Annotated in this window: 8 protein-coding genes; 3 read left to right on the top strand and 5 right to left on the bottom strand. The window is 60.9% G+C overall.

The genetic code is table 11. The annotated features are described in order from the left end of the window. Positions 1-19: 19 nt before the first annotated feature. Positions 20-1,612, bottom strand: a complete 1,593-nt coding sequence (locus ACVMB1_RS26320; protein WP_076826924.1) for a gamma-glutamyltransferase family protein — start codon at positions 1,610-1,612, stop codon at positions 20-22. Positions 1,613-1,844: 232 nt separating this feature from the next. Between ACVMB1_RS26320 and ACVMB1_RS26325 the strand changes: the two genes are divergently transcribed. After that, the gene (locus ACVMB1_RS26325) at positions 1,845-3,410 is read left to right on the top strand and encodes a winged helix-turn-helix domain-containing tetratricopeptide repeat protein (protein ID WP_076826923.1); all 1,566 of its coding nucleotides are present in this window, start codon (positions 1,845-1,847) and stop codon (positions 3,408-3,410) included. Between the two features lie 758 nt (positions 3,411-4,168). Here the strand turns inward: ACVMB1_RS26325 and ACVMB1_RS26330 are convergent. Genes ACVMB1_RS26330 through wecB form a run of 4 tightly spaced genes read right to left on the bottom strand, consistent with a single transcriptional unit; the run spans position 4,169 to position 9,585 of the window. Then, the gene (locus tag ACVMB1_RS26330; protein WP_076826921.1) at positions 4,169-5,149 is read right to left on the bottom strand and encodes a WecB/TagA/CpsF family glycosyltransferase; all 981 of its coding nucleotides are present in this window, start codon (positions 5,147-5,149) and stop codon (positions 4,169-4,171) included. A 4-nt stretch (positions 5,150-5,153) separates the two neighbouring features. After that, positions 5,154-6,143 carry a glycosyltransferase gene (locus ACVMB1_RS26335; RefSeq protein WP_076826919.1) on the bottom strand — a complete coding sequence of 330 codons (990 nt, stop codon included), beginning with the start codon at positions 6,141-6,143 and terminating at the stop codon, positions 5,154-5,156. Positions 6,144-6,147: 4 nt separating this feature from the next. Then, positions 6,148-8,355: a GumC family protein gene (locus tag ACVMB1_RS26340; RefSeq protein ID WP_076826918.1), complete on the bottom strand. Its 2,208-nt coding sequence runs from the start codon at positions 8,353-8,355 to the stop codon at positions 6,148-6,150. 12 nt (positions 8,356-8,367) lie between these two features. Beyond that, positions 8,368-9,585, bottom strand: a complete 1,218-nt coding sequence (gene wecB, locus ACVMB1_RS26345; protein ID WP_076826916.1) for a non-hydrolyzing UDP-N-acetylglucosamine 2-epimerase — start codon at positions 9,583-9,585, stop codon at positions 8,368-8,370. A 593-nt stretch (positions 9,586-10,178) separates the two neighbouring features. Here wecB and ACVMB1_RS26350 point away from each other — a divergent pair. Together ACVMB1_RS26350 and ACVMB1_RS26355 are read left to right on the top strand one after the other, a co-directional pair. Continuing rightward, the gene (locus tag ACVMB1_RS26350; protein WP_057017404.1) at positions 10,179-11,312 is read left to right on the top strand and encodes a glycosyltransferase family protein; all 1,134 of its coding nucleotides are present in this window, start codon (positions 10,179-10,181) and stop codon (positions 11,310-11,312) included. Positions 11,313-11,452: 140 nt separating this feature from the next. Beyond that, on the top strand, positions 11,453-12,967 hold the full coding sequence (locus ACVMB1_RS26355; protein ID WP_141340355.1) for a hypothetical protein: 1,515 nt from the start codon (positions 11,453-11,455) through the stop codon (positions 12,965-12,967). Positions 12,968-12,976: the final 9 nt, after the last annotated feature.

Consider the following 12,976-nt stretch of genomic DNA (forward strand, 5'->3'; position numbering starts at 1 on the left):
AGCGCTAAGGGTGCTCGCTTCACCGGGCAGCGACGACGCCGTCGCTGCGGGGATCGCTGGCGCCCTCGAGCAGTCCATCCGGGTGCCAGACGATTGCGCCGGCGTGGCCCATGAATTCCTCGAACGCCCCGACCACCTGGATGTCGTGGCCGAGCGCCCGCAGCGCGTCGATGACGGCAGGATCGAAACGCGATTCGATCTTGAGATTGTTGTTCTCCTCGCCCCATGTGCGACCGAGCAGCCAGCGCGGCGCGGTCACTGTCGACTGAAGATCCTGACCGTGCAACGCGTAGCGGGTGAAGATCGCCGCCTGGGTTTGCGGCTGCCCTTCGCCGCCCATCGTGCCGTAGGACAACAGCCGGCCGTCGCTGAGTTCAGCCATTGCGGGCTGAATGGTGTGGAACGGCAACCGCCCAGGTTCCAGGCGGTTGATATCGGTCTCGGCGAGACCGAAGCTCGTCCCACGGTTCTGCCAGGTGACCCCGCTTTGGGGCAGGATGACGCCCGAGCCGAACTCCCAATAGATGCTCTGAATGAAGCTGACGCTAAGGCCGTTCCGGTCGGTCGCAGCGAGCCAGACCGTATCGCCCTGGGCCGGCGGGTCAGGCCAGCGCGCTGCATGATCGACGGCGACCGTCTTTTCGAGCGCCGCAATGGATTCGTCGGTGAGAAACTCGGCCGCCGACCGCGCCATGTAGTCGGGATCGGTCACGTAGCGATTGCGGATGCGGAACGACGCCTTCGTGCTCTCGACCAGCCGGTGCAGATGATCGACCCCGTCCGCCTCCTTCGCCATGCGCCGGGCATAGAGCGCAAGAATCAACAGCGAAGCCAGGCCCTGCGTCGGCGGCGGCATGTTGAACACCTTGTGCCCGGCCACATCGACCGACAGCGGTGTCACCAGCGTGGCTTGATGCTGCTCCAGATCGAATAGGCGGAGCGGGCTGCCGAGCCGTTCGAGATCAGCGGCCATCGAACGCGCCAGGTCGCCGCGATAGAAATCGGAAAGGCCGGCTTGCGCCAGCTGCCGCAACGTGTCTGCCACGCGCGGCTGCCGCAACCGCGCGCCGACTGCAAGCGGAACGCCCTGCGGCAGATAGACATCGGCAAAGCCCGGCACATCCTGCAGCTCAGCGCGCTTCTTCGAGGTGTTGTCGTGCAGGGTCTGGGTCACGGCGACGCCATCGGCGGCGTAGCCGATCGCAGGTTCGAGCAGCCGCGACAGCGGCATGCGCCCCCCATGGCGATCGCGGCTGAGCTCATAGGCCTTCTGCCAGCCATCGACGGTCCCGGCGGCGGTGAGTGCCGCGAGCGGTCCGCGGCTTGGGATGGTGCTGCAGCCATGCTCGCGATACCAGGCGCGGCTGGCGGCCTTCGCCGACCGTCCGCACGCCTGGATTCCGACCGGTGCGGAGCCCGCCCGGCCGACCAGCCAGAAGCTGTCGCCGCCGAGGCCGTTCATATGGGGATAGACCACCGCGATCGTGGCGGCGGACGCAATCATCGCCTCGACCGCATTGCCGCCTTCGGAGAGGACGGCGAGCCCGGCCTGCGCCGCAAGTTGATGCGGCGCGGTCACCATTCCGCTATAGCTTCGCTTGGTCTGCAGCATCAACGCGTTCTCCGAAAGCAGCAGCTTGTAATAATATTCTTACTTACATTGTCAAGCGGCCGTCGCCTCGCCGCGGCGGCGCGAACGGCTGGCGGAGGTGCCGCGGGATCGAGGCGAAAGCGGAAATCGGCCGCGCAAAGCTGCGCGTCAGCGGCAGCGGGGCGGGTCGCCGAATTCCCGGAGGCCCTGAATCTGTTCCGAAAAAGATGCAAAAAATGTAGTCTCCCGAACCATGGCGACGATCCACGAATTCGGCCCCTACCGCCTCGACGCGGAAGCCGTGATGTTGTTTCGAAAGTCCGAACCGGTCGCGCTCGGGCGGCGCGCGGTGACGCTGCTTCGCCTGCTTGTCGAGCAGGCCGGAACGCCGGTTTCCAAGGACGCATTGATGCAGGCGGCGTGGCCGGGGCTTGCGATCGAGGAGAGCAACCTGACGGTGCAGATCGCCGCTCTGCGGCGGGTATTTGCCGACGTAGAGGGCGGCGCGACCTGGATCGAGACCCTGCCGCGCCGGGGCTACCGCTATGTCGGGCCACTGGTCGCCGCCGAATCCGGCGCCGGCCTGCCCACCTCGCCGGCACCGACGGTGCCGGATGGGCCGTCGCTTGCGGTGCTGCCGTTCTCGAATCTCAGCGGCGATCCCGCGCAGGAATATTTTTCCGACGGAATCACGGCAGACATCATCGCCGAACTTTCGCGCTTCCGCTCGCTGTTCGTTGTCGCCCGCCACTCCAGCTTCGCCTACAAGGGCAAGACGCCCGAGATCAAGCAGGTCGGCCGCGAACTCGGCGTCAGGTACGTGGCCGAAGGAAGCGTGCGCAAGATCGGCAGCCGGATGCGGGTGACCGTCCAGCTTCTCGATGGCGCCAGCGGTTACAATCTCTGGACCGAGCGCTACGACCGCGAACTCGAGGACATCTTCGCCCTGCAGGACGAGATCGTCCGCGCAATCGTCGCAGCCCTTCCGGGCCGGCTCGAGGACGCCGGCCGCGAGATCGCCAGACGCAAGCCGACCCCGAGCATCACCGCCTACGACCTGGTTCTGCTGGGCAACGAGCGGTGGCGTCAATTGACGGTGAAGGGCATGGCGGAAGCCAGGCAGTTTTTCCGGGACGCCGTCGCGCTCGATCCGCAATATGCCCGCGCTCACGTCAACATTGCCTGGACTATGGTCTGCGACGTGTTTCTCGAATCGCCCGGCATGGCGAAGCTCGACGACGCGCTGAGCGAGATCGAGACCGCGCTCGACATCGACGGCGGCGACGCCTGGGCCCATGGCGTCTTCGCGCAATTGCTGTTCCTGCGTCGCGAGGACGCCAAGGCCGAAATCCATTTCAGCCGGGCTCTCGCGCTCAATCCAAACGACGCCGACGTCGCCGCCGTTTTCGCGAACATTCTGGTCTACTGGGGACGGTGGCGAGAGGCCCTCACATGGATCGGTGCGGCCAAACGACTGAATCCCTTCCCGCCCAATCTGTACCACTGGTACCACGCGCTCGCGCTCTATTCGGGGCGCCAGTACGATGAAGCAGTCAAGACGCTGATGGAGGCGCGATCCCCCGACCGCTGGTCGCACAGTCTGCTTGCCGCCTGTTATGCGCAGATGGGTCGGCACAGCGAAGCGCGATCCGAAGCCGAAGCGTTCGTCACGGAACGTTGTCGAGAAATGAGCGCGAACGGCGCAACGCCGCCAGCGAACACCCTCGATCTCGTTCGAGCACGGGCCGAAAGGTACAGAATTTCTGCCGAACGCGAGCACTTCCTCGACGGCTTGCGCAAAGCCGGCTTATCCGGCTGAGCCGTAGCGAGGGTCACAACAGGCTGTTCGAAATTGACCGACAGCGGTGCTCCGCCTCGGCTTGCTTCAACCTCAAATTTCTGAGCCGCCGCTGCTGTCCGGATTGTGCAATGGTGGAGGATCGACGCTTGGCGTGGCGAGATTCATAGCCCGTGGTAGCGGGGGAGCGCTGCCGCCATTCCCAACACTCAGAAAAACGCCTCCAATGCGCGCTGTGCGGAAGCAGCTCTTCATAGAGGTCGAGGACGAAGGGGAGCGTCTCCGCGGAAAACCGCAGCCCCCGATCTTTGAATCTTTTGGATCTGGCCTGGGATCAGCTCAATCTGAGGAGATCGAGCATTGGAAAACTCCATGAAGGCGTCTGAGGTTTCGAATATTTGATTCACGAGCCCGCGATGCTCTGGTTCAATGATGGAGTAAATGTCGGGTTTGTCGCACCTCCACCATCCTGACCATAGTTCCGCTTTCTTCTCATTGGGATCAAAAATAAGGATGAGCGCCCCTCCGTCCTCATAGATGAGCTCGGCGGGCACGCAGCCGTGTTTGATCAGCGTTTGCAGAACGTGGCAGAACTCATACCCAAATACGTACACATCAGGCTTTAGCTTAACGACTATGGGTTGGTCTGCGTTATCGTACCCGAAGGAATCGGTACTGCTTGGCGGTTTAATCACTTTGATGCTTCCCGCGCTTGCGCCATGAAGCGAATCGCTTAGCCGCCTGCTTGGATCAGTGATCCTGGTCGGTCAGCCGATACATCAGGCGCTCACCTCGATACCCTTGAGAGCATTAGCCGTCCGTGCCCGACGCTCTGAGATACGTCGCTCTATGCCGCGCCGGCGATCGGGTATCGGAACCTGCGAATCCCGCACGTTGCTCCTTCGCCGGACAAGAATTCGCCGATCAGCTACCCTGCGTTCCGTACCCACTTTTCGGTCGTCTCTCCGCACCACGCTTGCCGATCCGGCGATCGCTCTTCCCGGACGGACGGCGTAAGCCCTGCGCGCCACCACTTCGCGGAGCGCCAGCCAGATGAACTCGCTGTTGGTGGAAAGATATCGCCGCCATAACTTGCGCGGCTCCATCATCAGGCGCCAGAACCACTCGAGACCGAGCGATTGGAATAGCCGAGGAGCGCGCCTGATAAAGCCGGCCAAGACGTCGAAGCTGCCGCCGACCCCCAGAATGACGGGAACTTGCAGCCGATCCCGATAGCGTTCACTCCATACCTCCTTGAACGGGGACGGCAAGCCGATAAAGAGAATGTGGGCGCCGCTGGCTCGTATCTCATCGACGATAATTTCGTGCTCGTCCGGACCGAAGTAGCCGTTCCGAAAACCAGCGATCTTCAGCTGCGGAAAGCGCGCCTCGCAGACCCGCACGAGCTTTTCGACGACTTGCTGGTGCGCCCCTAGAAAATAGACACAAAGTCCGTTGGACGCGGCCCCCCTTAAAAGTCCTTCCATCAGATCGATGCCGGCCACGCGTTCCGGCATGTGTTGACCTGACGCTCGTATTGCCCAAACCACCGGCATACCGTCCGCCACCGTCATATCGGCCGCGGAACATGCGTGCGCCAACTCCACGTCTCGCCGCATCATGCAGAGATGCGACGCATTGATCGTCATCACGACGTGAGAACTGTTCGAGCGGAGACAGATATCGACACAGCGCCGCGCCGCCTGATCGAGCGTAACCGCATCAAATTCGACGCCCAATAGGCTCGCGTGTTGCTTCATCTGCTCAACTCCCCTGCGGCGATTGCCGGCTGGCTTGCCACCGAGCCACTTGCTCGGCGTCCAGGCGAGCCGTGGCAGCTCGTTTACCCAGTCTCAGGCACGCGTGCTGATACGTACGAAGAAAACGTCTGAACTCGGGGTCATTATAGCGCGGCAACCCCTTTGCCCAGCTGCTGAAGTAACCCCAAAGCATCGCGATGCTTCCGATGAACATTGGGTGCGCGCGAAGACGGGAAGCCGCCACCGCCAGATAGTAAAACGGCGAAGTGCCCATGAAATACTGACCGAAGCCAGCACGAATTCTGCCTGCCCAGATGCTCTTCTGGCTGGCCCCTTGCGGACGAAGGTGGACGAACCGGATTGGCTCTGAATCGACGCTCTCCGCGATCCAGCCCAGCATTCTGGCGCGGTGGCAATCGATGCCATCCCACATGACTTGTCGCACGAATCCTCCGATCTGCTCGAAGCACTCAACCCGATAGAATTTCGTCATCCCAACCGACATTTCGTCGCCGCAGATTTCGGGCACGAGATCACCGGTTTGGGGATGAACGAACCAGGGTTTGCCTGAGGTCGTCCCGATACGTGGATTATCCTCCATTCGCTGCATCAGCAGCTCGAAGTAGCGAGGCGGCAGGTCGAGATCCATATCAAGCTTGCACAAATAGCCGAAGTCGCCGAGCGACACTTGATCGAGACCATCATAAAACGCCTCAATCACGCCGGGCCCTACCCGCCGATGGCCTCGGTCATGGCGGCGCACGACGCGCAGATAAGGCAACCGCGCCGCATACTCTTCCAGAATCCGTGGCGTCTCGTCGGTGGATCCGTCGTCAACGACGATCCACAGCGCAGGCGGCACCGACTGTTCAGCCACGCTGTCCAGCGTACGGCAGAGATAGGCTCCCTCATCGCGGCAGGGCGAAATCAGCACATACCTGCGCGGCGTGGCGTTGTGCGGAACACCTGAAGCGCGCCTGTCAAGCTCGTCCACAGGTCTACTCCCGGTAATATCCTTCGGACCTGACGCCATTTCTTGCCTCGATGGTTCTAAGCTCGACGGGATCGATCTGGTTGAGCACAATGGTCGACACGCGCTCACGGATGAGCTGCGTTACCGACAACGCTTCGAGCACGCTCGTGCGCTTGGTCTGACCGGATTCCACAACGAAGACGAACTCATCGATGAAGCGCTCGATCAGCCTTGCATCGACGACCGACATGATCGGCGCCACCTCCACCACAATGTAGTCATAGGACTTCCGTGCGACGGCGAGCAGGTTTTCCATTTCCCGCGAGCCCAGGAGTTCAGCAGCGTTGGGAATCCGAAGCGCGCAGGCATTCGGCAGGACATCCAGCCCCGAATGCGGTCGCTTGCAAACAAACTCGCCAAGACGGGAGGGATCTTCCAGCGCTTCGAAAAGCCCGACCTTCGCATCCGGGGACAGTGCAGTCGTGAGATTCCGGAGATGAAGGTCGGCATCGATCAACAGCGTGCGCGATCCAGAGGACGACAATATGAGCGCGGCAAGATTGGCGGCAACGACAGTCTTTCCCTCTTTCGAAACCGCCGACACGACGCCGATGACTTTGCCCCCGGTCGAGGCGGACGAACGGTCGAGCATCGCCTTCACATTGCGAAGACCTTCCGCGAAGCGCGAGAAGGGGGCAGCAAGGACATGCTCCTCGATTGGTAATTGACCAGCATAGACGAAGGGCAGTGCGATGCACCGCATCTCGGTCACCTGTTCGACGGCCTTGGGCGTACGGAACACATCCGCCATCCATTCACGTCCGAAGGCAGAGCCTATGCCGAGAAACAGACCGAGAACAATGCTGCCTGCCGCCACGACGAGGGTTTTCTTGGAACTCTTTGTCAGCGGCGGAACCGCTCTCGTGATGATCTGCGCACTTTGGGCCGGAAGCGTCTCCGCCTGCGCCGCCTCGATCTCCTTATGCTTTTGCAGGAATCCGCTATAGAGATTGCGCAGCGCCTCGGCAGCGCTCTCGAGTTCGCGCAGCTGGCTTCCGGTTTCCGCGGAAAGCTTCGCGGCGGTGTCTTCGAGTTCAGTCTGTCGTGCCCTAGCGACTTCGTATTCGCTGGCGTAGGAATCGGTAATGCGCCCCTCGTCGGACCGAATGGCGGCGTCAACGCCGTTGAGCTGCGCACGAAGCTTGACGACAGCCGCGTGCTTGCGACCGACGCGAGCTTCCATCTCCGCAAGCCGAGACGCAAGATCGCGCTTTTGCGTGCGGAGACGTGCAAGTTCGCTGTTGTTGAGCGCGAAGTTGATGACCGCCGCTCGCTTGTCGTTGAATAGCGCGTCCGTCGACACGGCCGACGGAATCCCGTTTGCCTCTGTCCGCTTGATCCGGTCGAGACGCTCCTTTGCTTCAACTGCCGCGAACTTGGCATTCATCAGCTGGGTATTCAGACTTGCCAGGAGCTCGGTATCCTGAGCGCCAGTGCTGCTGAGATTGTTAGCCGTCTTGAAGTCCTGCAGCGCCTTGTCAGCATCGGCCACCTGCTTCTTCAGCTCGATCAGCCGCTCCTGCAGCCACTTACTCACCTTCTGCGTTGATTTCAGCTTTGCGTCCTGCAGGGACGCGAGATAGCTATCCACGATTCCGTTGGCGATCTTCGCGGCCTTCTCCGCGCTCTGCGACTCGACCGTTACGTTGATAACGTTCGCGACATCCTCACGTGCAACAGTCACCCGCTTCAGCAGAGATTCGAGCGCCGCTCGTTCAGCGGCTGCAGTGGCTTCCGCCGTGCTGGAGTTCCCGTCTGTGGCGCTGCCAAGTGCAGATCGCCCGGCAAACTCGCCATCACTGGCCAGACCCAGCGAGCGAATAACCGGAAGCAGGACCCTGTCTGATGACAGTACGTAGAGCTGACTGCCGACCTCCACTTCATCCATCGTCGGCTGATCTACGATCTTGTTCGTCTGCAGATAACGATTGAGACTTCGATCGATGAGGATGCGTGCACTGCTCTTGTAGGGCGCCTTCATGACCACAATGGAAGCCACGGCAACCGCCAGCCCAATCAACAGCCCGATAACGGGCAACCGCCATTCGCGGCGCAGAACGTCGACAATGTCCCATAAGCCGAAAGCGGGACGGCCCGCCGCAGGCGGACCATAGTCTTCCGCAAGCGGCTGGCCGTATTCCTGAATAACCAATTGATTGGTTCTGGTGTCCATGGCTTCGTTTGATCAGTGGGCCGGTTGGGGAACCGGCGACGGCGGTTTCGTATGCATCTCGGCATTCGACAAAAGATTGACGCTCGCTATGCCATCAGCTGGATGTTTCGGCCGACGGACATTCAGAAGATCATGCACGATCAGTTTGCTGGCGCGTCCGTCACCGAACGGATTGGCACCGAGAGACATGGCTTCGTGCTCCGCTGGCACATCGAGCAGGCGCTCGACGCCTGCAACAATGCGAACCGGGTCGGTGGTGACCAGGCGAGCGACGCCGGCGTCAACGGCCTCCATGCGCTCGCTGGTATCTCGCATGACAAGCACGGGCTTCCGAAGCGCCGGCGCCTCCTCCTGAATTCCACCGGAATCCGTGAGGATGAGATACGAACGCGTCATGAGGTAGACGAACTCGGGATAGTTAAGGGGTTCGATCAGGAAGATATTCGACGCGTCGCGCAGATGATCGAATACCGGCCCACGCACGTTCGGATTCAGATGAACGGGATAGACGATCTGAATATCGTCCCGCCGACTGATCGTCTTCAATGCCTCGCAGATTTGCCGGAACCCGGATCCAAAGCTCTCGCGCCGATGTCCGGTCACGAGGACGAGCCGCTTCGAGGTATCGAGCCATGAGTATTTCGCTTCAAGCGACCGGCGAAGCTCGCCTGGTTGAGAGATATTTGAAGCCATACGGAGCAGCCCGTCGATCACGGTATTGCCGGTGACAATGACGGCGTCTGGCGGATACCCCTCCTTCAGCAGGGCAGAACGCGCACGCGACGTCGGTGCATAATGCCTCGTCGTAACGACGGCAGTGACCCGCCGATTGGCCTCCTCCGGCCATGGACTCATGAGATTGCCGGTTCGCAATCCCGCCTCGACATGCCCGACACTGACCGACCGGAAGAACGCGGCAAGTGCAGCCGCCGTACTGGTTGCGGTGTCGCCCTGTACGAGAACGTAGTCCGGATTGTAGTCGGCGATGACCGGATCGATTCCGGTCATGACCGCGCTGAACACTTCGCTCAACGACTGGTTCGGTCGCATGATGTTCAGGTCGTAGTCAGCCTTCAACGAGAAGGCCGACATCACATCATCGAGCATCTGACGATGCTGGCCCGTCACGCAGACGCGCGTATCAATTCCTTCTGCTTCGCCCAGCGCAAGCACAAGCGGTGCCATTTTGATCGCCTCTGGACGAGTACCAAATACGCTAAGAATACGCATGAACCCCGACGCCGCCTGTGTTCAATGATTTGCCGTGTTGAATATTTTTGTCGTTTCGAAATGATGCGGCACGCTACCGGATTTTCCCGACGCGTTCATCGCCAACGTTGGCTCGGCACATGTTAAATGAAATTTATAGCTAATTCTCGGAGTTGCCGCAGAGCGCGTTGCGCATCATCGAAGCCGGCTGTTGTCAGGCGGTTCCAGATTTAACCTTTTCGGGTTAACGCGCACTCAGTCATTGTCCGCTGACGTTCTTCGCTACTGCCAGCGAGTTCCAGATTTAACTTCTCCAGGTTAACGCGGATTCGCTGTACCGTTCGCAAATCTTCGCCGATGCATCCTCGTGCTTGCATTCGCAACGGCACGGCGGGAATGCCAATGCGCGTGCAATGAACTCCACAGGCTCGCATTATCCAATTTCGGGAAAACTTGTACAAAACAAGATTAAATAGCGTATCTGGACTAGCGTTGATTGGCGCCATTGCGCGCATCGTGACGACGATCAACGCGCAACTCGCTCCTGGTCGAGAGATTCCGGAAGTCGTGCGGCCGGCACTTTCCGGCATTTGATAGGTCGGAGGCAGCGCCTCGTGGAAGGCAAGGTTTTACTCCTCTCGCAGCGTCGGATTTCCGATCTTGTTGCATTTTGCCTCAGCTATGAGTTCGAGGACAATTTGGCGGCGATGGCGCGCGCCGATCAGTTCGATGTTCAAAATCGCGCTGCGCTGGAGTTCTCGCGACGGGTCTACAAGTGGACGCGCCTTGCATCAGGATCGACCAAACTGGCAGGTGTGCTGGCACCCTCCCCGCCGCAACTGCGGCTGCAACGTGATTACGAACTGTTCTTCCCGATCTTCAGCAATGCGTATCAACTTCACTCGCTCGCCGCGATTCCCGACTGGCGCAAACGGTGTCGCAAGGCCGCATGCTTCATCACTGAAGTCTGGGCAGACGACATCCCGGAGTATCTGGTCGAGCTCCTGTCCGGATTTGATCATATATTCGTCGGCCTGCATCACTGCGCACCGCAGATTGCGCGAATAGCAGGTCGACCGTGCAGCTATCTGCCGCTGGCGGTCGACGTGGAGCGGTTCGCGCCGAGGCCCGAGCAGCAGCGATCGATCGCCGTGTGCAACATCGGGCGTCGTTCGGCGACGACCCACGCCGCGTTGCTGGCCGGCGCCGAGAGAGAGCGCTTCTTCTACTACTACGACACTGTGGCGGCGAGCGGTTCGAACCGAAAAGAAAGGACGTTCCGGGTCGACAATCCGGAAGAACACCGCATCATGATTGCGAATATCCTGCAGCGCAGCCGCTATTTCATTGCCAATCGCAGTCACGTCAACAACCCGGAATTCACGGCCGGCCGTGATGAGATTTCCGCTCGCTACTATGAAGGCGCTGCAGCCGGGGCGGTGATGGTTGGAGAAGCGCCGCGCACCGAAGAGTTTGCACGGCAGTTCGACTGGCCCGACGCCGTCATTCATGTACCCTTCGATTCGTCCGACATTTGCCAGATCCTCGAAGCGTTGGACGCAGACCCGGCGCGACTGCGAGCGGTTCAGAACGCAAACGTCCGGGAAGCCGCGCTGAGGCACGATTGGCTCTACCGCATACAGACGGTATTCGACATCCTCGGTATTGCTCATACCGATCAGATGCGCGCACGAGCCAACCGTCTGCGCCAGATCGCCGAATCCTTTGAGCTGCCAGCGGCCGCCTGAAATCGTCGCCCTCGCGCAGTGCGGAGCAATGCGGCGTTTCCGCCGGTTTATGGTTAACGGCCTGTTAAGCGGCGGCTGCTACATCCCGGCAGGTAGGCGATCCTTTTCATATGATCGCCAGGGTGTCGCGAACGTCCGCAATGGCGGACAAACGTCAAGCTGCGTATCCAGGCATGAAACGCTCCAGTCAGCTCCCCTCGGCTCAGGCGGCCATCCTCAATGCGCCGCCCTTGCCACGTCAGGCAGACAGGCTTGCTGCACCTCTGCGACGGCGTGGCGCCTGGACGCAATTCGTCGAAGCCCGCCTGCGCGAGCCCGTAAATCCGGAACGAAATCCCGCCGAGCCGCCGCCAGACAGTCCGACCGACAAGCAACCGACGATCCTCGGCGACAATCCGAGCTTGCCAGGCGGTGGGCCGACGAATGAAGCCCACCCGGTCCCCGACTTGGAACACCTGCAGCCGATCGTGCTCCCGCAGGATGAGGTCAGTCTGCGCCTGAATGAGGCCGCGGAGAACATCGGCCGCTGGACAAATGTGGCTCCGCCTGATGCCGGACCAGACGACGGGTCCGTCTCCTCTACGGCCGATCCAAACGATGCTTCAGCGGAGGAATCCGACAACGACACGCAGCCAGCGCCACCGGACTCGCATGCCGGCTCAGCCGTTGCCTCGTACACGCCTGAAGCAGATGAAGGAGAGGGATTCAGTCCGGCCGCGGACCCAGGTCCGAACTCGGTGCCGCCGGCGTCAATCCGTCCAGCAGTGCAACCGCCCGTGCACACCAGCATTGCCGAGGCGAGCGTCGCGGTGCAGGAACCGCAGATCATACTGATCGACAAGCTGATCGCGGAAGAACTTCAGAGCTCGCCGCGAGACCGACGTTCCATCACCAGCGAATGGAAAGTGCGCAACTTTGTGTGGTTCCTTGCTCCGACAGCGGCTCTGCTGGCGATTGGCACCGGAATGCTCATGCGGGGCAATGTTGCATCCGTGTTCAATACAACACCCCAGGTTGTCAGCCATTCGAACGCGACGCCCGTTCAGTCGCCACCGCAAAGCAGACGCAAGCTGAAACCGGCAATTGCCACGTTCGTACATCGTGCTCCGATCGAAGCAGCCGCGCCCGCACCAACCGCACGTTCACTGCCGACGACATATGGGATTTTTGCGTCAAGCATCGGGCGGATGATCCGGCTCGAGCCGATGAACATCCGCCTTCCCGACAGCCGGATCGCCGTGTCGGTATTGACCACGAAGCCGGGCACGGTTGTGGTGCCGCACGGCCCGCTTTCGTTTGTCGCGTATCAGCGCGAGCTTATGACAAGCGCGCCCGACAACGCACAATTGCGCATTCTCGCCCAGGTGGCACGAACACCGTCGTCACCGGCAGTCGCTATGGCCAACGATGCCTGGGCTATCCGGTCCGTTTCCATCGACCTGACCGTAGCGCCGGTCCCTGAAAGCCGCGAGATGGTCGAGCTGCAGCCAGTGAACCCAGATCTCGTCCTCTCACCCGGCCGTTACGTGCTGGTCTTCAAAAACCAGGCCTACGACTTTGTCGTAGCCGGCAAGGTTACCGATAAGGCTCATTGCCTCGAGAGGGCGGAAACGCCGGACGGCGACAGGTTCACCGAGTGCCGCAGGCTCCCGTAATGTAGGGCG

The organism is Bradyrhizobium sp. USDA 4504, assembly GCF_054063995.1.